Source organism: Marinobacter sp. OP 3.4, from assembly GCF_036224885.1.
In the GTDB taxonomy this organism is placed as follows: Bacteria; Pseudomonadota; Gammaproteobacteria; order Pseudomonadales; family Oleiphilaceae; genus Marinobacter.
This window is the reverse complement of the sequence record NZ_JAVVLT010000035.1, coordinates 43,687-66,784: the sequence shown is the minus strand read 5'-3', so window position 1 is coordinate 66,784 and position 23,098 is coordinate 43,687. Positions and strand designations below refer to the sequence as shown.

The following is a 23,098-nucleotide window of genomic DNA, read 5'->3' as shown; positions in this document are numbered from 1 at the left end:
GTGAACTGTTAAAGAGCTGAATGCTTAAACGCGACAACTACGTTGACAGACTCCGTGCCCATGTAGACATATTTGGTCATGTAGGAAAAGTTTATAGAACGAAAAGTGCCCCCAATGGTGCTAATTTAATTGGTAAAAATCCGTTCTCTGAAAAAATATTCTCAACATACAAAGCCGAAGAAGAGTTTAGCTTGGGAGATAGAGACTACAAAGCTTGGGTTTTTGATAATCTGGATGTAAAAGAAACCGATGATAGGCCTTGGAGAGATATCCTTAACCAGATATTAAGTGAGACGGCTAGCGAAAACTTACTACAAAGTGTAAACGCTACTATGGCCTCGAGGTATAATTCTAATAAAGGAAAAAGCGAAACTGAAATATGCTCTAGGATAATACAGTCATATGATGGGGTAAAAAAGTTTGAAAAGATAGCTACGCACCCTTTGTTTTCTCAGTATGTGATAAAAAGAGTGAGAGAACTGAACATGCGAAATAAAATGTAACACATATGAGCCTTCTAGGAATCAATAGGCAATAGTTGTTTTTTTGGCCGCGCCAGCGGCCAACATAAACCCATGAGCGAGAACGCCTGCTTCGTCAGTCGCGCGGGGCTGTCAGGTAAATACCGTCACACCACATACAGCCTGACCACGCCAGGACACTGCGTATGCAGTTGACTGCCCTGGATACTGCCACTTCGGTGGAGAACATGGATATCCCTGGCTTTCGGCTTCATCCATTGAAGGGCAAAGACAAAGGGCGTTGGTCGGTTCGGGTTAACGGTAATTGGCGCATGACGTTCGAATTTGAGGACAGCGACGCCTACATTCTTGATTATGAGGATTATCACTGATGGCCATGCATAATCCGTCGCATCCTGGTGAATTCATGCGGGAAGTGTACCTGGAGCCTTTCGGTATCAGTGCCCGTCAGCTTGCGTCCAGTCTGGGGGTTTCACCCTCCACGTTGTCTCGGCTGCTCAAAGGGGATAGTGGTATTAGCCCGGAAATGTCCCTCCGGCTATCCAAGGTTCTCGGGCGTACACCTGAGAGCTGGTTGGCGATGCAGGATATGTACGATCTTTGGGTGGCCCGCAATACGGTCAACCTGGATGGCATTCACCCCCTGGACTTCGACGCAGCTTAACCAGTGGCTGTGTAACCGCCCCCTGCCTGCTGCACCACCCTGGCGAAGGGTGGCTCTGAAAGGAGAAAACCATGAACTTCGGAATCGTTATCTTCGACCAGGCTGAAGAACTCGATTTTGTCGGTCCATGGGAGATGGTCACCATGTGGAGCCGGTTTGCCGATGGGCCGGAGGAGTGCCTGCTGGTTGCCGAGAAGCCAGGGCCCGTGACCTGTGCAAAGGGCATGTCGGTCAATCCACACACCACCTTTGCGGAATGCCCCCCGCTTGACTACCTGCTGGTGCCCGGCGGTGAGGGCACGCGGCGGGAAGTGTCGAACCCGGAGATGCTGTCCTTTGTTTCAACTCAGGCCAAGAGTGCCAGGGCTGTTCTTTCGGTGTGCACCGGGTCGTTCGTGCTGCATGCGGCCTCGCTGCTTTCCGGCAAGCGCGCGACAACACACTGGGGCTCCCTGGACAGGCTGCGGGCGTTGGGGGATGTGGAGGTCCTGGAGCAGCGTTATGTGCAGGACGGAACGGTCTGGTCGTCTGCCGGGGTCTCCGCCGGCACCGATATGGTGCTGGCCTTTATCGCTGAGGTGGCGGGTGAGGAGGCGGCTGGCAAGGTTCAGTTTGGCGCCGAGTATTACCCGTCCACCAGAAAGTACGGGGGCTTCGAGGAACACGCGAAAGCGCCAGCGTATGTGCGTAGCTCCTGAGGCTTGTGGTTTCGGGACGCGCCAGAAAAGTCACGCCCCTGCTGCAGCCTCAGGACAGGCTACCCACAACTCATCCACTTTCGATGTTTATGTGAACGTTTTTTTATCTGTAGATCAGACACATAGCATTCATCGTAACGAAACGTAACCGTCACGGTATCGTCAACTAATTCTCTCATCCTGCCAAGGCTATAAACATCACAACCATGGCCGCGAGAGAGAATAAAGATGGACCAGAAACACTACAGTATTGAGCACATTACCGGTGACCACGAGCACGAGCCGGTGGTCAACCATTCCGGCAACCGTCCTTTCCAGTCCGTGCTGTCTGCACGTATGGAGCGCCGTACCGTGATGAAGGGTGGCGTGGGCGCCGCGCTGGCCAGCCTGATGGGATTGTCCGCACTGGGCCTGGCCGGCTGTTCCAGTGACGACGATGACGATGATAGCGGGCAGCCCGGTGACGGCGGTTCCGGTGGCTCGGTTTCCCTGGGATTCGAGGCGGTGATGCCGTCCACCGCCAACGAGGTTGTGGTGCCGGCCGGTTACACGGCCACCGTGTTCCTGCCCTGGGGCACCCCGATTACCGGCGGCTACCCCGAGTTCCAGCCGGATGGCACCAACACCGGCGCCCAGCAGGAAGAGCAGGTGGGCATGCACCATGACGGCATGACCTTCTACCCGATCGACGTCAAGAGCGGCGGCAACAGCTCCGAAGAAGGGCTGCTGGTGATCAACCACGAATACATCGACATTGACGCCCTGCACCAGAATGGTCCGACCGTCGATGCCGGCGTGCGCACGGTGACCGATGAAGTGCGCAAGGAAATCGCCGCCCACGGTGTCAGCGTGTGCCATATCAAGAAAACCGATGGCGTCTGGGACCTGGTGTTCGGCAGCGAATACAACCGCCGCATCACCGGCGCCACCGAGATGGACATCCGTGGCCCGCTCCGTGGCCACGACAAGCTGGTTACCGCCTTCAGCAACGACGCCACCGCCACCCGCGGCACCCTGAATAACTGTTCCATGGGCCCGACGCCCTGGAACACCTACCTGGCCGCCGAAGAGAACTGGCACGGCTACTTCAAGAACGACGACACCCCGCTGCCCCGGGAACACGCCCGCCATGGCATTGGCACCGGCACACGCTACGCCTGGGAAACCGCCACGGGCGGCACCAACGGCGAGTATGAGCGTTTCAACGCCACCAGCATTGAAGTCTCCGCGGACCTGGACTACCGCCACGAGCCGAATACCTACGGCTACATGGTGGAAATCGACCCGTTTGCGCCGGAGTCCCGCCCGCAGAAGCGCACCGCCCTGGGACGCTTCGGCCACGAGGGTGTCATCTTCGCGCCGGCCACCGAGGGCGAGCCGGTGGTGTGCTATTCCGGTGACGACAGCCGCTTTGAGTACATCTACAAGTTCGTGTCCGCCCAGCCGTACCGCGCCGACACCGCCAGTGGCGACCTGCTGGACGAGGGCACCCTGTACGTGGCCCGCTTCAACGAGGATGGCACCGGTGACTGGCTGGCGCTGTCCCTGGACGATGCGGATTTCGTCAGTGCGATGAACGCCGCTGTCGGCACCCAGGTGGGCGATATCCAGTTCGATACCCCCTTTGCCGACCAGGGTGAAGTGCTGCTGAACACCCGCCTGGCCGCCGATATCATGGGCGCGACCCCAATGGACCGCCCGGAGTGGGGCGCCGTGGATCCCAACACCGGCGAGGTGTATTTCACCCTGACCAACAACACCGAACGGACGGAAGACCAGGTCAACGCCGCCAACCCCAACGCCGACAACGCGACCGGCCACATCATCCGCTGGAGCGAGGATGGTGGGGATTACGCGGCCACCAGCTTCCAGTGGGATATCTTCGTGTTTGCCGGCGCTGTCGGCACCGAGACGGTGGTGGACGGTGAAGCCGTGGTGACCCTGGACGAGAGCAATATCTTCAACAGCCCGGACGGCCTCTGGTTCGATGGCAGCGGTCGCCTCTGGATCCAGACCGACGGCAGCGATGCGGCCCCCTACCAGAACAACATGATGCTGGCGGCCAACCCGGAGACCCGTGAGATCAAGCGGTTCTTCGTGGGCCCGGTCGGCTGCGAGGTCACCGGTGTGACCAGCACGCCGGATCAGACCAGCATGTTCGTGGGCATCCAGCATCCGGACAACTGGCCGGCCGGTTCCGCCGACGGCCATCCCCGTTCATCGGCGGTGCTGGTGACAAAGGATGACGGTGGCGTGATCGGCGCCTGATAGCTTTCCGTCGCAAGCCCTGAAAGCCGGCCTTCGTGGCCGGCTTTTTTCGTCTATGGGCTGGTGATCGGCTAGTGGGCGTTTTCCACAGTGGTTTGGGGGGCGTGCCAGTATTCCGAGGGGATCCGGCCCAGGCTGCTGGTCTCGGGCATGTCCAGCCAGATCAGCTTGCGCTCGTGTAAGCGGCTCTGTTCCAGTGCGGTCTGAATCTGCGGATGTGACCGGAAGTTTTCCATGAACGCGCCGTTTTGATAGGCAGTCTGAAGGCCCTCCAGCAGGATATCGTGCAGATCCTGCCGGTCGCGGGACACATACAGGAAGTAGTCGTAGTGCATGGCCAGCGCAATCCCCGGTAACACGGCGATGTTGTCCCGGCCCGGTTTGTTCAGTTCGGTAAAGATTTCCTGGATGCCCCGGTGAAAGAGATCAAAACGCTCGTAGTCGAGCATGCGCCAGAGGTTGTCGTAACTGCTGGTGTCCAGTTGCAGGCCGTTCCGGCGCATGATCCGGTTTTCCGGCCAGCCGGTGCCTGATCCTATGCGCCACTGGTACAGGTCTTCCAGGGTGGCTATGTCGCCAAGCTCTTCCAGGCGGGAGGACTTCACGGCGAACAGGCGAAAACCCAGCAACCCCCGGGTGAGGGGGATATCCACCTGCAGCAACTGGCGCTCGCGTTCAGGGCTGTAACCGCTGAAGAAAAGGTCGATGGGGGCGGATGTCTCGTTGAGGATGGCAAAAATACGATTCTGGGGAGTGCCTGCCATGGGCACAACTTCCAGGGTGTGTTGCCCGGGCGCGTTGTCCAGCGCCAGTCGGATGACCGACAGCTCGTAATCGAAGATCTCGGTGTCGCCATGCAGGAGGCCGACACGGAAAGTGGCGGCGTGGGCATGCTGGTGCAGATCAATAAAGGTCAGGCACAAGAGTGTAGTGAGTGCGAGGGCGCCCTTCCGCGTTGTTCTGATCACTGGGATTTCCTACCGCCGGGACAGATGGCCATTCTCCTGCCTGCCACAGGAGAATAGTGATGCCATTACTGTAGCAATTATAGCGCCATAATCGACAATAGCAGGGCCGATGTGAGCCCCGACGGTCCCATGCCTTGGCAGGGTATGGTGTTGGCCGCTGTCGCCCTCCGGACAGCAACGCCCGGAGGGCGACAATCAGGCATCCTTCAACGACTTCATATCAATCACGAACCGGTACTTCACATCGCCCCGCTTCATGCGCTCGTAGGCATCGTTGATGTTGTGGATATCCAGCATCTCGATATCGCACCCGATGTCGTGCTCCGCGCAGAAATCCAGCACCTCCTGGGTTTCCGGCATGCCGCCGATCAGCGACCCGGTAAGGATACGGCGCTTGCTGATCAGGTTCCGTGAATGCACCGTGGGCTCGATGGGTTCGATCATGCCCACCAGGATGTGGGTGCCGTCCACCTTCAGGGTTTCCAGGTAGGGGTTCAGGTCGTGGTGGACCGGGATGGTATCCAGCAGGAAGTCGAAGTTCAGGGCCACTGCCGCCATCTGTTCCGGGTCCGTGGAGACGACCACGTGGTCCGCTCCCTGCTTCTTCGCCTCCGCCACTTTGCTTTCGGAACGGGTGAAAATGGTGACCTCGGCCCCCAGGGCCCTGGCGAACTTGACGCCCATGTGCCCCAGGCCGCCCATGCCCAGCACCCCGACCTTGTGGCCCGGGCCCACGCCGAAGTGCTTCAGCGGTGAATAGGTGGTGATGCCGGCGCAGAGCAGGGGCGCGGCGGTGGCCGGGTCCAGTTGTTCGGGCACCCGGACCACAAAACGGTCGCTGACCACGATGCGCTCGGAGTAGCCGCCGTAGGTGCGCAGGCCATCGTGGCGGTCGGTGCCGTTGTAGGTGGGGGTCATGCCTTCCCGGCAGTATTGCTCCAGGCCCTGCTCGCAGGAGGAACACTGGCGGCAGGAATCCACCATGCAACCAACGCCGACCCGGTCGCCTACCTGGAACCCGCTGACATCACTGCCCACCGCGGTGACCCGACCGATGATTTCGTGCCCGGGTACGACCGGGTACAGGGTGCGGCCCCAGTCGTTCTGGGCAAAGTGGATATCGGTGTGGCAGACACCGCAGTAGTCGATCTCGATGGAGACATCGTCCGGTCGGGGCGCACGGGGCTGGAAACCGAAAGGCGCCAGTCCGGAGGTTTCCGATTGGGCCGCGTAGGCTTTTACATCTGACATGGTTGTCCTCTTTTGTGGTTTTTGATGGACGGGGGAGGAATGGACCAATCTGTCATGGGGCGGCGGTCGTGTAAAGGATGGCGATAGTAATAGCCGGCAGGTGGTGCCTGCCGGCTGATCCTCAATGGACGGCGGAGAACACCCGGAAGAAATCCGATCGGTCCTGGATATCGATGGGCAGCCGGAGTTTCCGGGAGATGTCACTGGAGGAGAAGATTCCCCGCACCGAGTGGGTCTGGCGGTCGACCACCAGGCAGTGTTGCTGGCGATAATTCTTCAGCAGGTTAACGACATCGCCAATGGTTGCCCGGGTTACCTCGTCAATGCCCATGGCCATCAGCTCGCCCTTGGGCGTCATCAGGTCCGTGACGGCGATGTCGCCACGGGAATAGCCCTCGGCCACCTTCTGCACGATCCTGCGCTCGGCAAGGTCGTCGGAACTGATAACGCCAACAAACCGATCGGCCTCATCCACCACGAACTTCAGGCGAACGTGGGTGCGGATCATCATTTCCCGGGCCTGGACCGCGGTGACCGAGGCGTCGATCACCAGCGGCTGGACCAGGCTGAAGTCGGTGAAGAACTCCAGCGCGGGTGTTTCCAGGGATACGCCGGAGGTGCCATGGGGCGATGCCAGCTCGTCGACGCTGGAAATGGGGTAAAGGGTCAGTTTCTTCATGGAGACCACTCCTGATTTCTCGACCAGGCCCCTATGGGCCTGACATAACGGATTGGGTCAGGTGCGGGCAGGACCCGACCTGTTGTGCGTTAAATCCGGTGGTCGAGAAGGGGAGGGGCGCGGATGCGGTGGTGGTCCTGGAAGTCCGTACCGGTTTCGGAAACCAGTACCAACTGGTGGGGTGTACCGGAGGAAAGCGCCAGGACGTGGAAACCTGGGGGCAGCGTTGCGTCGCCAGCATCAGTGGTGGGCTCTTTATCCCTGTCCACATCCAGTTGATGTGCGGTGTCCGTCCAGCCGGTGCCGGAGACAATACCATCCTGCCCGGTAGCAGGGCCGGCGGCCAGCAACACAACAAGCAGTAACAGTAGGCGCACTATGGTTTCCATGCCCGGTTCCAGGGATCGAAGGGGACATCAGCGACCACGACTGGGCCACAATGTCCGGCCATGACACTGATATTAGTCAAAGCTTACCGTTAGTATGTCACTCTGTTTGCGGGCACGGAAGCGGGGCGGTATCCGTTATATCCGAGACTGGTGCCATCTCTTTGCGTCTGTGCGGACTAGAGTAGAGAGGTGAAGGGGGATGTCGGCAGCCAGTGATCCCGGCACGGAAAGGCGGGCTATTGACCACCCGTTCCGGATGAAGACCTGAAAGGAATGTATTAAGGATTGAGGGGGATTTCATGAGAATCACTGGATGGGGTGCTGTTATCTTGATGCTCCTGTTGTGGGCAGGCACGATCTCCGCGGACAGTGGTGATGTATTCCACAATCCTACGGTGGGTCTCACCGTGACCAAACCTTCAGGTTGGCACTATGTTACGGCGGCGCGTAACCGGGAAAACATTGACCAGATCCACCTGACGGATAAAGAGTTCCATGCGGCCATGAAAGAATACGCCCAGGCTCCTTTGGTGGCCATGGCCAAGCATCCTGAGCCCTTTGATGACCTGAATCCCAGCTTCAAGGTCAACCTCAAACCTTTCGGACAACTGAAAGGTACCCCTCCGGGGCGAATCATCCGTCTGGTTGTCCCGCAGTTCGAAAACGTATTCAAGGATTTCGAGATGGTTCAGCCCCCGACCGAAGTCACGGTCTCTGGGATTGAGTCCGCCTATGCGAGGATGGACTACACCATGGAACTGCCCGATGGCCGGAGTTTTCCGACAACGTCCGGGCTCTGGATCGTTCCCCATGGAGACTACTTCTTCATGATTGGTGCGGGTACCAGACAGGACGAGGCTACCGGTAGTCGGGCTGAGATACAGGAAATCCTGAAAACACTGGACATCGAACGTATATCAACTGACTGATCCGGTTACCTATTCAGCAATATTGTCCAAGCAAGCCAACCGGGATGGCGTTAGAGTATCGGTACATCGGGGCTGTATGGTCCGGAAACGGACCGGGAGGGCATTGTGGAACAGGACAGCCAGTTTCAGTTCATCAAGAGCGAGCACTTGCCGGAGGTGACCGCCCTGCAGGCGGCCATGGACGGGTTTACCTATGACAAGCATGCCCATGAGGAATACGCCTTTGGCGTGACCCTCAGTGGCCGGCAGGATTTCTTCAGCAGTGGTGCCTTCCACCGCAGCACCCCCGGCAATGTGATCCAGCTCAATCCCGATGAGGTTCATGACGGCCACTCCGGTGTCGAGGAACCGCTGAGCTACGTCATGCTGTACATCCATCCGCGCCAGATTGAGCCACTGCTGGCGGAGGCGGCGGGCGTCACTTCCATGGGAGACCTGCGCATGCGCGAGACGCTGATGCAGGACCCGGTCCTTCGCAACCACATCCTGGAACTGGTGCGGTTGATTGCCAGCGGAGTTGGCAGCCGCATCGAACAGGAACACCTGCTCTACCAGATGGCTTCCCGCGTGGTACAACGGGTGGGGCGCTACCAGCCGGATGAACGGGTCCGACGTGCTGACCGGCTGCTGGTGCAGGCCAAGGCCTTCATCCACGAGCATGTGGATGCGGACCTGTCCCTGGATGACCTGAGCGAGGCGGCGAACCTGTCCAAGTATCACTTCGTGCGCCTGTTCCGGCGGCAATATGGCATTACCCCGCACCAGTACCTGATCAACTGCCGCATCAACGCGGCGCGCTCGGCGCTGGAGACCGGTGCGTCACTGGCCGATGTTGTCTACCGCTATGGCTTTTCGGACCTGAGCCACTTCAACCGGCGCTTCAAGCGCATCTATGGCATGACCCCGAAACAGTACCAGGCAAGCGTCATCGCCTAGTGTGCCGTGCGGTTAATTCGCTGACCTACTGAGCCCCTGAGAGCTTTGAGAGCAAGGCGCGGTGGCGAAGGTTTGGTGGTTCCAAATCGAGCCATCGCAACGCGGCACTCAAAGCTCTCAGGGGCTCCCGAAGGGCGCGCCGCTGACGACTCTGGGCCGGCGTTGCCAGTCCTTGACGGGGAACCACCCCGCCTGCGCACTGGCGCCTTGTCCAGAGTCGTCAGTGACACGCAGTAGGCCAGCGAATTAACCGCACGGCACACTAGTGACGGGTTCATCCCGCATTCATCCCAAGGGTAAACACCATGATTGAGATCGTCGCCTATGCCGTGGGCGTGATGTACACGCCCGGGCCCGTGAACCTGCTTGGCCTGAATGCCGGCATCAATGGCCAGTGCCGTGGATCCGTCGGATTCTTCGTGGGGGTGGGGACTGCCATGCTGATCCTGTTCCTGCTGTTCGGCTGGGTCGGGACGTCGCTGGTGTCCGGTGCCGGCCTGATGGTGGTCAGCGTATTGGGCTGCGGCTATATCCTCTACCTGGCCGTCAGGATCCTGCGGGCCACCGTGGATACTGACGCAGTGGGTCCGGGCACCCGGGCGCTGCGTTTCCGCGAAGGCCTGGCCATGCAACTGCTCAACCCCAAGGGTGTTGTGGCGACCCTGCCCATTGCCACCATCCAGTTTCCCGGTGCCGGTATCCAGGGTGCCAGCCTGGTGTTCTGGTCGGTGGTGCTGTCGGTGCTGGCCATTGGTGCGCCCGGCAGTTACGCCCTGGCCGGGGCGCTGTTGGGCCGCCGTATCCGTAACCCGGTCTTCTTCCGCTGGTTCAACCGGGGCATGGCGGCGCTGCTGATTTACGTGGCCCTGGCGATTGGGTATGAATATATAGCCCTGCCAGTGATCCATGGGTAGGGTGCCCATCCGAAATCGCTGAATCCATCTGCACCAGAGTCTTCAGGAACCATGTCTGCAACCATCCAGACCCAACGCCTGCACCTTCGTCAGTGGAATCCGGAAGACCGTGAGCCCTTTGCCGCATTGAACGCCGATCCGGAGGTGATGCGCTATTTCCCCGCGCGCCTGACACGTGCCGAAAGCGACGCCATGGCGGATCGGTGCGAGGCATTGATACGAGACCAGGGGTGGGGCTTCTGGGCTCTGGAGAGCCGATTGGACGGGCGGTTCCTGGGATTCGTGGGGTTGAATAAGCCCCAGGCGAACCTGCCCTTCAGTCCGTGTGTGGAGATTGGCTGGCGGCTGGCACGTTACGCCTGGGGGCAGGGCTACGCCACGGAGGCGGCCCGGGCGGCCTTGGCATTCGGGTTTGATGAACTGAACCTGTCGGAAATCGTGTCGTTCACGGCTGTTCTCAATACCCGCTCGGAAGCGGTGATGAAACGCCTGGGAATGGTGCGTGATCGAACCACATTTGAGCACCCGGCCGTACCGGTGGGGTCGCCCCTGCGGGAGCACTGCCTGTATCGGACTGTTCCCACTGGGAAAATGTCGTCCTGAGGGTTATCCGCCTACGTGGGCCGGCCTGGCACCGTTGATGCATCCATGGATGAGGGCATCAGGAGGGGGCAGGTATGGCCAGGCGGAACATTGTTTACAGGGCGTATCACCGGGTATACCGGTATCTCCGGGTCCGGTTGCTGGTGGGCCGGCTGAGGCTGGGGCAGTTCCGGGCGTTTCAGGGGAATAAGGCCGCCAACCTGGTGGTCAGCCTGACGTCGTTCCCCGCCAGGATCGATGATGTGTGGATTACCATCGAGTCCATCTTCCAGCAGGACTACCAACCTTCCCGGGTGGTACTGGTGCTGGCGGAGCCGGAGTTCCCCGGCAGGAAGCTGCCCAGGTCCCTCAAGCGCCAGGTGGCGCGGGGGCTCGAAATACTCTGGGTGCCTCACAATACGAGGAGCTACAAGAAACTGCTGCCGGTCCGGGACCGATATCCGGACAGCGCCATTGTTACCCTGGATGACGACATTATCTACGAGCCCTGGCGGTTGGGACGGCTGGTGGCCCAGTCCAGGGAACATCCCGGCAGTATCATCGGTTTCCGGGGGCGGGAAGTCTGTCTGCGGGACGTTGGCGACTTCCGGCCCTATAGGGACTGGCCCCTGGCCACGTTGAACACGCCTCCCTGCCGGACGTTGCTCACCGGTGTTGGCGGTATCCTGTACCCGCCGGGGGTGATGGACGGTTATATGCTGTTTGATATGGCATCGGCCCAGGAGCTGGCGCCCACGGCGGATGATATCTGGTTCTGGGCGGTGGCCCTGCGCTCTGACGTGCCGGTGCGCTGCCTGGGCTACCAGGAGCATATCGCCATCCGGATGAACGACCTCGAGAACTCACTGCAGAAGATCAATTGTGATGAGGGGCGCAATGACCGGCAGCTGGCGGCGGTGGCCAATGCCTATCATCTCTGGGACAGACTGACGGCGGGCAATGCGGTCCGCGATGGTGGCGCCGGACAGGTGCAGTGATCCGTCTTGTGCAGAGGCCCGGACGGGATGGACTTTCCCCAGGGCGTCAGGCGGTATGCCCCGGCAGGATCCGGCGGTCGTTATCCCGTTTGCTGAAATACCGCTCTACCTTCTGGTAGGCCCGGTCATTGCCGCACACGGGGATGCCCAGGTAACCCGCCATCCATTCCCAAAGCCTCAGGCCGATCTTCTGCAGCAGGGCGACCTGCCTGGGGTGGTTGTGGTTGACCAGCCCGTCGTTGTGCTCAATGAAATTCAGCTCCCGCAACACCTCGGGGATGATCCTGACGCGGGTGTCATTGCGCAGTAACAGCTTGGAATACCAGAGGTCATCGGCGGTTGGCGCCACCTCCAGGAAACCGTCGTCCAGGATATCCTGCTCCCGGAACATGGACCGTGACAGCACGGCGCCACCACCGAAGGTGATGATGTAGCCCTCCGAGACCACGGCGGGGTCCCTGAGGATGTCCCAGTTCATGTAGGACATGGTCCTGCCAAAGGCGTTATAGCGCTTCTTCCTGACCCGCCCCGCGATGGCCACGCCGCTGCCGGGTTCATAGGCCTGGAGCAGGGTGCTGAGCCAATGCTTGCCGTAGGCGATGTCGTCGTCCGCGGTGATCAGCAGGTCGTCCGGTCCGGCATCCCGCAGGGCGGGGATCAGTTTGCGATAGGGGCCGGTGTTGGTCACCCAGCGCGGCTTGATCCGTTGCTGCCAGTCGGCTGGCAGGTCACTGAAATACCGGGCGAGTTCGTCCTGATCGGGAATGCCACCGTCGCGCAGGTAAGGTTCCGCGGATACCCACAGCCTGATCTCGTCCGGTTGCCGGGATTGCAGGCACAGCGACATCAGGGTGATCTTGCACAGTGGGAGTCGTTGGCAGGTTGTCGTCAGGTTGACCGTTATCATTGGGATAGTCCTTTCAAATGAGCCGGGCTGAACATTAGACGGGCTCCCCCAGGAATCTTCTCGAGAGCGCCCTGACCACCCGGCCCAATGACATGGGAGCGCTTGGCGGCGTGGTGGTCAGGCCGCCCAGGCCGGCCGGATAACAGCGCATGATCAGCTCCACTGCCTCCGCTATTTCCGGTCCGAACGACGACATGGCGCGGGTATCGTCCAGCCGGTAGGGGGGCCAGGACAGTTGCTGGCGGTACATGTTGGTAATCTCCGCCAGCACCTCGTCGCCGCTGTCCCGGAACAGGCTGACGGCAATGGCGTAGGCCCTCAGGGTCTGCAGGCAGGCCTTTTCCACGCTGCCGGATGTGCTGACGCTGGTGTCCCGGAACACATACTCGTAGAGCATGTCCTTCATCAGGTGCACCGTATCGGCATCCTTGAAGCAGGCGATGTTGAGGATCAGGTCCTCGTTGATGTTCTGGCGCCAGGGAAAGTGCAGTTCGGCGTAGGGCATGATGAGTTCGCGCCGGAATAGCTTGTTCCAGAGCATGCCGGTGCCGAACCGGAACTGGCAGAAACGGGGGAAGATATCGCGGGTTATGGTGGCATTGTCGCGGAACCGCAGCTTGGGACTGATGACCTTGCGGTCGCCGGTCACCCGGTAGGCGCCGCAGACCACGATATCGGCCCGGTGTTGCTCGCCGGCGGCGTGCAGGCGTTCGAACATCGCCGGGCAGGCAATGTCGTCGGCATCCAGGAAGCCGATCCATGGGGCGGTGGCGGCCCGCAGGCCGTTCAGGCGGGTCTCGTGGACGCCCTGGTTCTGTGGGTTGTGGACGGCCCGGATCTGCGGGTGCCTTGCAGCCAGCCGGTCAATCAGGTCCCCGGAACCATCGGAGGAACCGTCGTTGATGAGGATGATCTCAAGAGCCTTGAGGCTCTGGTCCAGCAGGCTGTCCACGGACCGTTCCAGGGTATCCACCCCATTGAACACCGGCACGATGACGGAGACGAGTGGATCGGTCACGGTGTCACCTCCCGCAGGTTGTCATCCAGGAACTGCCGGGCCAGGGCCTGCTGCTGGCGGCGGACGGTATTGACCCGGGGCCAGTCGATCTCCGCCTGAAGTTGCTCGGTGGTGATCTCGTCCGCGTGTTCCACCAGCCGGTCCAGCAGGCCGAACCGGGTCAGCAGCGACTGGAAGCGGGACAGCCCCCGGGTGTGGTTGCCCACGGCAATAAAGGGCTTGTTGAACAGGATGGAGAACACGGTGCCGTGGAAGGAGTCCGTCACCACGAACTCCGCGTCCCGAAAGCCCTGCAGCCAGGCGCCGACACCGGGGTAGAGGCACTGGTCGAAGGTGTCCCTGCGGACTTCCCAGAGGGCTTTCCGGGGTTTGATGGTAAAACTCTCCCGGCCGAGCAGGGCCACCACCCGGTGGACTATCTGCTGTTTCGAGGGCTGGGTGTCCAGCACGTAGGTCAGTACCTTGCCCTGGTTGTCGGGCCCGGCGGGGCTGTCGATCACGGTCTCGTAGTCCTCCCGTTCCAGCAGGAAGGTAGGGTCGGGGACGCACTCGGCGGTCCGCCCCAGGTACTGCTCGCACAGTCGGACGCCGGATTGCTCCCGCACCGACACCGCATGGAAGCGCCTCAGCAGGTCTCGGCAGCGGTCGGTATCCCGGGGTGAGAATTCCCATTCGTCCACGCCGAAGGAGGCAGCGAAACTCAGCCGCCGGGCCGGGCTGCCGATATCGTCCAGGAAGTCCAGGAAGTAGTTGGTCAGCCCTGGCGAGTAACGGGGCCGCCACACCTGGTCACTGCCCACGATGTAGGCATCGAACGGATTCTGCCGGTAATAGTCCCGCAGTGTCCGTTCCGAGGTGATGCTCCTGGACAGGCTGATATGCCGGTCCCGGAAAGTGGCCAGCTCGCGGTATACCTGTTCCTGTCTGCGCCGGGTGGGAACGGTGCCGATCCGGCCCAGCAGGTACTTGGCGGTGTTGATGGTGTAGTCCAGTAGCGCCTGCAGGGGCCGGTCCGGCGGTCGCCGGTCCAGGGTCTGGACCTCATGGCCCTGGTCGCGGAGATACTGCTGCAGGGCGAAGGCCTGGAGCAACCCACCGTAGTTGTGGCCGAGTGGTTGTGTGAGGATCGCGATCTTCATGGTGTCAGGCGGCACCTTCGAAGTGCCGGCAGATCATCCGGTAGACCACCCGCAGGTCGTTGGGATCGTCGGCCTGCAGATGCTGTTCCAGTTCCTGGCTGAACACGAACAGCGGGTCGTGGCCCTTGGCACCGGTGTGGGGGTAGCGGATTCCCGCCAGGTTCTCGTCCAGCGGCTTGAGGTTGCCGTTGTCGCGGATAAATTCCCAGTTGCGACCGGAGAAATAGAGGCTGTCGGGCTTGTGGAGGCGGATGTCGGGCATCAGCCGCTGGAACTGCGCGCCGGGATACTGCCGGCGGTACGGCCTGGCCTGCAGTTGGTATTCCTTCGCTTCCTCGCTGGTGTTCAGGTTCTCGCAGATCTCATCCACCAGGCGTTCGTGTTCCTGCTCGCTGGACACCGGCCCACCGAACCGCGACCGGTCGTTGATGAAGATGCCAGCGAAGTTGCCGGTGTCGTAGAAGGTGCCGAAGGCCCGGGTTCGGCCGGGGCTGAACTTGGTCAGGGGCCGGCGGATCAGGGGCGGGGACTTCCTGCCGAAGTATTTCACGGCGATCCGGTCAGACTTGTTGCGCAGGCGGATCAGGCCGCCCCGGGCCTTGCGCTCGGCATTCGACATGCGGCTCAGGTAACCGGCCCGCTCCAGCCAGACATCCACGTTGCCCTCATGTTTGAGCAGGGCGGTGCTGTGGTCCCCCACAAAGATGTAGTGTTCCGGTTCCAGGGTTTCGAACAGCTCCCGGATGCTGTTGTCCAGGTTGGTGTAGTGCTCGATCACCTTCTGCTGGGTGGGGGTTTCCGGCTGGAAGTCGCCACCGTTCTCCTTGGCTTTGCGGATGGCTTCCGCGGCCCGTTCAATCTCGAACCGGGCCAGGTACTGCACCTCGGTGGTGATCCGGAAACAGTGGAAGCCGAACTCGGGTTTCTCCCTGCGCGCCAGTTCGATGAAGGTGTCCTTCTGGGCATTCTCCGCCTGGCGGATCTTCTCCAGGAACCCGGAGACCGTGCTCTCACCGCCGGGCAACCGCACATCAAACACGTAGTTGTGCTGCTCCAGCACTGGCTTATAGGTCTGGGGGTGCATCATGGTGGGCGGGATGGCGCCGTCGGCCTTGACGCCACCACCACCGCCGGCCACCAGGAACCCCTTGACCTGGTCCGCCGGTCCGGTGGTGGGAATGTTCATCAGGCCCACCGAGGTGCCCGCCTGGTTCAGCCTTTTCCAGATGGGGTCATTGCGGCTGTAGGACAGCATGTCTGACTTGGAATAGGAGGCGTTGAAGTCCAGGCCCCCTTCCGCCACCGGCATCAGGTAGAACGCCTTGTTGTCCGACGCATGCTCACCGGTGAGGATTTCCGCCCAGCCCCGGCTGATCAGGTCCTCGTCCAGGTTGCGGCTGGCGGACCGGGCAAACAGCGCCTGGGTAAAGGGCATGGGCATGGCATCGATAATGTTCCGGGAACCACCGTCGATTCCGATGACAAGCAGTTTCATGATCACCTCCCTGTACAGGACACGATGTTGGATCAGTGACTGTTACGCTTTCGCATCCAGGCGGTCTGGACATAGCCGAGCAGCTCGACAATATCCACCCGCGTCCGTCGGACGGACAGCGAAAGCACCAGATAGAGACCGGCACCGATGGCACCGAACAGTAATAGCGCCAGAACCGGATTCTGTGGCTCGAACACTGTGCGCAGGGCATACAGCAGCGCAGCGGTGGCCAGGCCGATCAGCAGGCTGGGCACAAGTGCCCGCAGGTGGTCGGCCATGGTGATGGGCAGGAACCGGGTGGAGTAGACCAGGAACAGCGGCATCCGGATGAAGAACCCGGAGATGGCGTGAGCCACCACAATGCCCATGACACCCCAGATGGAGCCGATGGCGATGGCCACCAGCAGGATGAAAAAGGTGATGACCTTCCACTTCAGGAGGGCCTTCGACTCGCCGATGGCCACCAGGCTGATGGCGGTAAACGTGGTGATCGGGGTGACCACGGAGAAGGTAGCCAGGAGCTGGAACATCAGCACGGCCTCATCCCAGCCATCACCCAACAGCACCGCCACCATCCAGTCCGCCGTGACCACCATCACCAGGGTCACGAACACGGTGGTCAGTGCGATCTTGCCAGCCAGGGACACAATCGCGGAGCGTAGGCGGGGCTTGTCTTCCGCCACCCGGGCCAGGGCCGACTGGAACACGTTGAACACCGGCGGCAGCAGTTGCTTGGAGGGGATGGACGTCAGTTTGAAGGAGCGGTCGTACAGCCCCAGGGGCTGGGCACCGCCCACCAGGCCAATGCCGAAGGGCGTGATGTTGGTGGCGAAGTAACCCACGAAGTTGGCGCCAGTGAGGTTGACGCCGAACCCCAGCAGTGACCGCACGCCGCTGCCCCGGGACAACCACCCCGGCACCCAGCGGGCCGCCTGCCACCGCATGATGCTCATCACCGCAATGGTGGCGATCTGCTGGCCCACCAGGGACCAGTAGCCAAAGCCGTACCAGGCCATGGCGATGGCCACGCCAACGCCGAACAGGTTGGCAACCACCTCGATCACCGCCAGGGACCGGAAATTCATCTGCCGTTTGAGGATGGCCTCATGCTGTACCGAGAGCCCGCCGATCAGGAAGAAAAGGCTCAGGGCACACATGATCCCGATCAGGCTGTCCTCGCCATACACCCACGCCACCAGGGGGGACGCGGCTATGTAGATGAGGCACAGCAGGCCCCCCAGGGCAACGTTGGTCCAGAACAGGTTGGACACCTGCGCATGGGTTATGTGGGGACGCTGGATGGTGGCCATGGAGAGACCGCCTTCCATGAACACAATGGCCAGACCGGTAAACACCGTGACCATGGCCACCAGACCGAAATCCGACGGCTGTAGCAGACGGGCCAGCACGGTAATGGAGACGAGCTGGAACAGCAGCTTGAGGCCCTGGGCCGTCACCGTGAAGCCGACACTCCGCACGGAGTGGCCCTTGAGGTCCCCTTCCAGGTGCTGGTTCGAAAAGACACGATCGGCGTTGGTAGACAAGGTAAGTCCGTTTTAACCGTCTATGAGAGTGAATGCCACAGGCCGAATCCGGACCTGTACTTTCCGCGACGTTACATCGCCATTGCTACACGGCCATGAAGCGAATCCAGTTGAGTATCCGGTTAGAGTATCGCCTTACCCGTCCCCGGGCCCACTTAACAGATGGCAATGAAACGGTGCCGGACCACCCGTCGTCGATGAGATTGGTTGGTATGGCTACACCAGATGCAATGCATTATGGGTGCCAACCCGGACCTGAAGCACACGTGGAGAAGGGGAGGGGATATCCGGCGATTCCTTGCCCATACGTCATTCCCTGGCGAGCGATAGAGTGCCGAATCACCCCTGGAGGGTCAACGTGCCGGGATTGGAGACGGGTAGCCTGGGAGTCTGGGCCGTGGCCCATCAGTGCCTGCGCAGGCTCCACATGAAATAGGCGCCACCCAGCAGCGCCGAGATCAGGCCGGCGGGAATTTCCTGGGGAAACAGGATCTGCCGCCCCAGCCAGTCCGCCGCCACCATCAGGGTGGCCCCGATCAGCGCCGCACCCAACAGGTGGGGCAGGGCCCGGGACAGGCCCAGCATGCGGGCCAGGTGCGGTGCCAGCAGACCGGCGAAACTCAGGGGCCCGACAATCAGCGTGGCGAAGGCGGTAAGCACCGATACCAGCGCCAGCAACAGCAGCCGCACCCGGCTGACACCAACGCCCAGGGCCCTGGCCGAATCCTGGCCCAGGGGCAGCAGGTCCAGCCAGCGGGCCACCAGGGGTGTCAGGGCGACCATGATAGCGGCGCACAGGAGGGCGATTGTGCCGGTGAAGGTGTCCACGTAGTAGGTGGACCCGGACATCCAGGCGATCATCTGCTGCACCCGTGGGTCGCCGTTGGCCAGGATCATGCTCCGTATCGGGTCGAACAGCGCGGTGATGGCGATGCCGGTCAGCAACAGCCGTTCTGGCTGGAAACCACTGCGGCGGTTCAGCAGCACCAGCAGCATCAGGGTGGCAAAGGCACTGAGGGAACCGGCCAGGAGCAGTCCCGGCAGCGAGACACTGGTCATCAACGCGATGGTGACGATCAGGCCGATGGCGGTGCCGGAGCTGATGCCAAGCACCTCCGGGCTGGCCATGGGGTTGCCGGTGATGCGCTGGATGGCGGTGCCGGCCAGGGCCAGCAGGGCACCAGCGCCCATGGCCGCCAGTATCCGGGGCAGGCGCCACTGGCTGATGGTGGACCATTGGTCCAGGCCTTCCAGCGACCAGCCTTCCGGCACCCGGCTGACGAACAGGGCCACCGCCAGGGAGACCAGTAGCAGCACCAGAAGCCGGACCAGCAGACGGGGCGCATGAACCTTCCGGGTGTGGAGGCCAACGGCGGACGGCGTGGCGGGGCCGCCTTTCAGGGCCAGGCGGGGAATCAGCCATAGCAGCAGCGGTGCCCCCAGCAGGCCGGTCATGGCGCCGGTGGGGATCACGGCGGGCAACTTTCCGGCCACCTGCAGCAGGGCCAGGTCCGTGGTCAGCAACAGCAGGGCTCCCAGCACGGGAGCCCACAGCAGGCGCTGTATCAGGGAGCGTGCCCCCATCAGCCTGACGATGGCCGGGGCGGCCAGGCCTACAAAGCCGACAATACCCACCAGGCTGACGGCCGAGGCGGTGATGAAGACGGCAACGCCCAGGCCCAGCAGTCGCAACTGCCGCACCGAGGCGCCCAGGCTGCGGGCATTGGCTTCATCCAGTTCCAGCAGGCGCAGGGGGCGCGCCAGCAGGCCCGCCACCACCGCGGCCACGAGCAGCCTGGGCAGCAGGTGCAACACGTCATCCCAGTTGTTCTGGGCCAGGGAGCCGGCCGCCCACACCAGCAGGCCCCGGAATTCCTCCTGGTTGAACAGGATCAGTACGGTGCTCAGGGCCCCCAGGTAGAGGTTGACCACCAGGCCCGCCAGCACCACGGCCACCGGGGCCAGCCGTCGGCGCCAGGACAGGGCGACCACCAGCAGCAGCGAGGCCACGCCACCGGCCAGGGCCGGCCATTCGCCGCCGAAGGCGAGCAGGCCGGGGGCATAGAGGGTGGCGGCCAGCAGGCCGAGCTGTGCGCCGCTGGCCACGCCCAGGGTGGTGGGGCCGGCGATGGGGTTGCGCAGCACCTGTTGCATGAGTACGCCCGCCAGCCCCAGGCCGGCGCCGACCATCAGCGCCATGGCCATGCGGGGCAGCATGCTGTACCAGACCACCGCCGCCGTCATGTCATCGCTGTTCCGCGAGGTCAGCAGCGAGATCCAGTCAACAACCGAGCCCGCCGCCTGGGACAGGGTCTCCTGCATCAGGTTGAATCCGAGCCAGCCACAGGCCAGGGCCAGCAACAGGCAGAGGGGAGCTGGGGAGAGGGAAGCCGGGGAGAGGCGGAGGGCGAGTCGGTTCATGAATCAGCCGCCTCGGACCGGGATGTGGCCAGGGATTCACCCAGTTCCTCCGCGAAACGGGCGGCGGAGGGCAGGCCGCCGAAGCTCCAGACCGCCGGCAGGTGCAGGACCTGGTCCGCCTTCACCGATGGCAGGGACTGCCAGAGACGGTTGCTGGCCAGGTGGTCGCCAACGCCCATGGGCATGGGGGCCACCACCACCAGGTAACCAGTGGTGGTCAGTTCCTCCAGGCCTGCGGTGGCGTAGCCCCAGAGATTGGTGCCGCCCTGCCAGGCGTTGTCCAGCTCCAGCCGTTCGAGAACCATGTCGTAGAGGCTGCCTTTGCCGTAGACCCGCACGTGACGGTCGTCGATGAACTGCACCACCAGCAACTCCGGGACCGCGTCCGGCAGCCGTTTCCGGACCTGGGCAATACGCTCGCGATGCGCCTCCACAACCCGGTCCGCCCGTGCCTGCACCCCGGCGATGTCGGCGATTTCCCGGGTAGCGGTGACCAGGTTCTGCCACAGGTCCCCTTCCGGTTCGTAGATGGACAGGGTGGTGACCGGCAGGATTCGGGACAGGGTGGGCTCCAGGGCCGCGAACAGGGGCGACAGCAGGAACCGGTCGAGGTCCAGGGACGCCACCAGCTCCCGGTTGGGCTGGGCCCGCAGGCCAATGTCCACCACGGACTCCGGTAGGGCGGGCTGCTCCACCCAGGCCTGGTATTCCGCCACCTGTCCGACGGCCACCGGCTCCACCCCCAGTGACATCAGGGTTTCGGCAATGGTCCAGTCGACGGTGGCAAGCCGTGGGGTGGAGGAATCCGCGTGGGCGTCGGACAGGGCATTGGCAAGGAACAGGCAGCAGATCGCCAGGGTGGCGGCCAGCGGTGCCTTGCTGACATGCCGTAGACCGTCACGGGCCAATGAATGTCGGGGCATTGATGGCAACATCGGGTGAAGTGGACCTCGGGAACTGCGCTGCACCGGTGAACCAGGCTGGCGTCCCGGTATCCGGGAAGGCCCGATGGGATGCAGCTCCGTTTGCATGCAGGGTGGCTGTGCGCGAAAATTACTGATTCGCATTATACATTCGCCCGCCCCGCCGGGCCACTCACCCTTCATCCTGCACCCTGGAGACCAGATGGAACTACTGGCCATCGTCTATCGCCAATACCGGACCTCGTTCCTGATCATCATGTTACTGAGCCTGGCCAGCGCCGTGGTCGGTATTGGTGTGATCGCCTACATCAACGACAAGCTGATCGAGTCGGTGGCCGCGCCCTGGCAGGTGCTGCCGGAATTCCTCGGGCTGGTGCTGCTCCTGCTGGTGGTCACCCTGGGGGCGCAACTGGCGTTGACCACCCTGGGCCACCATTTCGTCTATGACCTGCGGGCGCGCCTGATCAAGCGGATCATGGATACCGACACCGAAACCCTGGAGCGGATCGGCAGCGCCGGGGTGCTGGCCAGCCTGTCCGCCGATGTGCGTAATGTCACCATTGCCTTCGTGCGCCTGCCGGAACTGGTCCAGGGGGTGGTGGTTACCATCGGGGCGGTGCTTTACCTGGGGTGGCTGTCGCCGGGCATGCTGGCGGTGACCGCCCTGTGGGTGGTGTTCACCATGATGGTGGGCTGGTTCCTGGTGCAGAACGTGTACCATCACCTGGCGCGGGTGCGGGAGACAGAGGATGCCCTCTACCGGGACTATGAGTCGGTCATCGACGGCCACAAGGAACTGGCCCTCAACCGCAGCCGGGCCAGGGAGCTGTACGAGGGGGACTATGATACCCACTCCCGCACCTACCGCAGCCATATCATCCGCTCCGACACCTACCACCTGTCGGCGGTGAACTGGTCCAATATCATGATGCTGGGGGCCATCGGCGTGGCCTTCTTCCTGGCCAACGGCCTGGGCTGGGCCAACACCAACGTGGCCGCCACCTATTCCCTGACGCTGCTGTTCCTGCGTACGCCGCTGATCCAGGCGGTGGGGGCCCTGCCGACCCTGCTCAATGCCCAGGTGGCCTTCCGCAAGCTGGAATCCCTCAAGCTGGCGGAATACCGGCGGGATTTCGGCGAAACCACCCCGGCGCGGGACTGGCAGACCATCGAGCTGAAGGGTGTGACCTACCAGTACCCGGATAGCGACGGCAATGGCTTCACCGTGGGACCCATTGACCTGACCCTGCACCGTGGCGAACTGGTATTCCTGATCGGTGGAAACGGCAGTGGTAAGTCCACCCTGGCGCGGCTGCTGACCGGGCTCTACCGGCCCCGGGAAGGCCAGGTGCTGGTGGACGGCACGCCAGTGGAAACCGAAGACGACTGGCAGCGGTTCCGCCAGCGATTCTCCACCGTGTTCACCGATTTTCACCTGTTCGACCGACTCATGGGCCCCAACGGCGAGGATCCGGACCCGGAACGGGTGGACACCTGGCTGCAGCGGCTGCAGATGAAGGGCAAGCTGCTGTTTGACGGTAACCGGGTCACCAACCCGCAGTTGTCCCAGGGCCAGCGTAAACGCCTGGCGATGCTGCTGGCGGTGGCGGAAAACCGGGACTTCCTGCTGCTGGACGAGTGGGCGGCGGACCAGGATCCGCAGTTCCGGCGTACCTTCTACCAGGAACTGCTGACCAACCTTCACGATATGGGGGTGACGGTCTTTGCGATCAGCCACGATGACCACTACTTCGAGCGGGCCGATCGTCTGCTGGAAATGAAGGAAGGGCACCTGGCCGAGCTGACCGGTGAGCAGCGTGACCTGGCTTCAAGGGACGCGGTGGCCCGCCTGAATCAGGTGTGAACTCCGGGCAGGCGCCCTTGTCCGGGGCA

The 23,098-nt window shown here is 62.1% G+C and carries 22 protein-coding genes; 11 read left to right on the top strand and 11 right to left on the bottom strand.

The annotated features are described in order from the left end of the window. Positions 1-20: 20 nt before the first annotated feature. From RO069_RS07215 to RO069_RS07195, 5 genes are all read left to right on the top strand, one after another. Positions 21-503 (top strand): hypothetical protein, encoded by a 483-nt coding sequence (locus RO069_RS07215; RefSeq protein ID WP_328186343.1) that lies wholly within the window; start codon positions 21-23, stop codon positions 501-503. 164 nt (positions 504-667) lie between these two features. Beyond that, positions 668-853 carry a type II toxin-antitoxin system RelE/ParE family toxin gene (locus tag RO069_RS07210; protein ID WP_328186340.1) on the top strand — a complete coding sequence of 62 codons (186 nt, stop codon included), beginning with the start codon at positions 668-670 and terminating at the stop codon, positions 851-853. Beyond that, on the top strand, positions 853-1,146 hold the full coding sequence (locus RO069_RS07205; protein ID WP_328186339.1) for a HigA family addiction module antitoxin: 294 nt from the start codon (positions 853-855) through the stop codon (positions 1,144-1,146). Before RO069_RS07210 ends, RO069_RS07205 begins: the two co-directional genes overlap by 1 nt. A gap of 71 nt (positions 1,147-1,217) precedes the next feature. Beyond that, positions 1,218-1,844: a DJ-1/PfpI family protein gene (locus RO069_RS07200; RefSeq protein WP_328186337.1), complete on the top strand. Its 627-nt coding sequence runs from the start codon at positions 1,218-1,220 to the stop codon at positions 1,842-1,844. Between the two features lie 228 nt (positions 1,845-2,072). Beyond that, entirely contained in the window at positions 2,073-4,112 is a 2,040-nt protein-coding gene (locus RO069_RS07195) for a PhoX family protein (RefSeq protein WP_328186336.1), read from the top strand. A 71-nt stretch (positions 4,113-4,183) separates the two neighbouring features. Here RO069_RS07195 and RO069_RS07190 read toward each other — a convergent pair whose 3' ends face one another. The 4 genes from RO069_RS07190 to RO069_RS07175 all read right to left on the bottom strand — a co-directional run bounded on the left by RO069_RS07190 (position 4,184) and on the right by RO069_RS07175 (position 7,399). Further along, complete coding sequence (locus tag RO069_RS07190; RefSeq protein WP_328186334.1) at positions 4,184-5,080, bottom strand: hypothetical protein; 897 nt, start codon at positions 5,078-5,080, stop codon at positions 4,184-4,186. A gap of 195 nt (positions 5,081-5,275) precedes the next feature. Further along, on the bottom strand, positions 5,276-6,331 hold the full coding sequence (locus tag RO069_RS07185; RefSeq protein WP_328186333.1) for an NAD(P)-dependent alcohol dehydrogenase: 1,056 nt from the start codon (positions 6,329-6,331) through the stop codon (positions 5,276-5,278). Between the two features lie 121 nt (positions 6,332-6,452). After that, positions 6,453-7,010, bottom strand: a complete 558-nt coding sequence (locus tag RO069_RS07180) for a CBS domain-containing protein (RefSeq protein ID WP_328186332.1) — start codon at positions 7,008-7,010, stop codon at positions 6,453-6,455. An 89-nt stretch (positions 7,011-7,099) separates the two neighbouring features. Then, on the bottom strand, positions 7,100-7,399 hold the full coding sequence (locus RO069_RS07175) for a hypothetical protein (RefSeq protein ID WP_328186330.1): 300 nt from the start codon (positions 7,397-7,399) through the stop codon (positions 7,100-7,102). A 299-nt stretch (positions 7,400-7,698) separates the two neighbouring features. On the opposite strand from RO069_RS07175, the gene RO069_RS07170 reads away from it, so the two are divergent. From RO069_RS07170 to RO069_RS07150, 5 genes are all read left to right on the top strand, one after another. Continuing rightward, entirely contained in the window at positions 7,699-8,328 is a 630-nt protein-coding gene (locus tag RO069_RS07170; protein ID WP_328186329.1) for a hypothetical protein, read from the top strand. A 105-nt stretch (positions 8,329-8,433) separates the two neighbouring features. Next, positions 8,434-9,264, top strand: a complete 831-nt coding sequence (locus RO069_RS07165; RefSeq protein ID WP_328186328.1) for an AraC family transcriptional regulator — start codon at positions 8,434-8,436, stop codon at positions 9,262-9,264. 305 nt (positions 9,265-9,569) lie between these two features. Further along, positions 9,570-10,178: a LysE family translocator gene (locus RO069_RS07160; protein WP_328186327.1), complete on the top strand. Its 609-nt coding sequence runs from the start codon at positions 9,570-9,572 to the stop codon at positions 10,176-10,178. A gap of 51 nt (positions 10,179-10,229) precedes the next feature. Beyond that, positions 10,230-10,781 carry a GNAT family N-acetyltransferase gene (locus tag RO069_RS07155; RefSeq protein ID WP_328186325.1) on the top strand — a complete coding sequence of 184 codons (552 nt, stop codon included), beginning with the start codon at positions 10,230-10,232 and terminating at the stop codon, positions 10,779-10,781. A gap of 74 nt (positions 10,782-10,855) precedes the next feature. Then, positions 10,856-11,758 (top strand): hypothetical protein, encoded by a 903-nt coding sequence (locus tag RO069_RS07150; protein ID WP_328186323.1) that lies wholly within the window; start codon positions 10,856-10,858, stop codon positions 11,756-11,758. Between the two features lie 46 nt (positions 11,759-11,804). On the opposite strand, the gene RO069_RS07145 is transcribed toward RO069_RS07150, so the two are convergent. The 7 genes from RO069_RS07145 to RO069_RS07115 form a co-directional block, all read right to left on the bottom strand. After that, positions 11,805-12,665 carry a hypothetical protein gene (locus RO069_RS07145; protein WP_328186322.1) on the bottom strand — a complete coding sequence of 287 codons (861 nt, stop codon included), beginning with the start codon at positions 12,663-12,665 and terminating at the stop codon, positions 11,805-11,807. A gap of 34 nt (positions 12,666-12,699) precedes the next feature. Further along, complete coding sequence (locus RO069_RS07140) at positions 12,700-13,683, bottom strand: glycosyltransferase family 2 protein (protein WP_328186320.1); 984 nt, start codon at positions 13,681-13,683, stop codon at positions 12,700-12,702. After that, positions 13,680-14,822 (bottom strand): polysaccharide pyruvyl transferase family protein, encoded by a 1,143-nt coding sequence (locus RO069_RS07135; RefSeq protein ID WP_328186319.1) that lies wholly within the window; start codon positions 14,820-14,822, stop codon positions 13,680-13,682. Before RO069_RS07135 ends, RO069_RS07140 begins: the two co-directional genes overlap by 4 nt. 4 nt (positions 14,823-14,826) lie before the next feature. Next, complete coding sequence (locus RO069_RS07130) at positions 14,827-16,317, bottom strand: alkaline phosphatase family protein (protein ID WP_328186317.1); 1,491 nt, start codon at positions 16,315-16,317, stop codon at positions 14,827-14,829. A gap of 32 nt (positions 16,318-16,349) precedes the next feature. After that, the gene (locus RO069_RS07125; RefSeq protein ID WP_328186316.1) at positions 16,350-17,861 is read right to left on the bottom strand and encodes a lipopolysaccharide biosynthesis protein; all 1,512 of its coding nucleotides are present in this window, start codon (positions 17,859-17,861) and stop codon (positions 16,350-16,352) included. Positions 17,862-18,266: 405 nt separating this feature from the next. Then, positions 18,267-20,282 carry a Fe(3+)-hydroxamate ABC transporter permease FhuB gene (gene fhuB / locus RO069_RS07120; RefSeq protein WP_328186315.1) on the bottom strand — a complete coding sequence of 672 codons (2,016 nt, stop codon included), beginning with the start codon at positions 20,280-20,282 and terminating at the stop codon, positions 18,267-18,269. Then, positions 20,279-21,205: an iron-siderophore ABC transporter substrate-binding protein gene (locus tag RO069_RS07115; RefSeq protein ID WP_328186314.1), complete on the bottom strand. Its 927-nt coding sequence runs from the start codon at positions 21,203-21,205 to the stop codon at positions 20,279-20,281. The genes fhuB and RO069_RS07115 overlap by 4 nt, the downstream gene beginning before the upstream one ends. 202 nt (positions 21,206-21,407) lie before the next feature. Here RO069_RS07115 and RO069_RS07110 point away from each other — a divergent pair, with 202 nt between their 5' ends. Continuing rightward, the gene (locus RO069_RS07110) at positions 21,408-23,069 is read left to right on the top strand and encodes a multidrug ABC transporter permease/ATP-binding protein (protein WP_328186313.1); all 1,662 of its coding nucleotides are present in this window, start codon (positions 21,408-21,410) and stop codon (positions 23,067-23,069) included. Positions 23,070-23,098 lie beyond the last annotated feature (29 nt).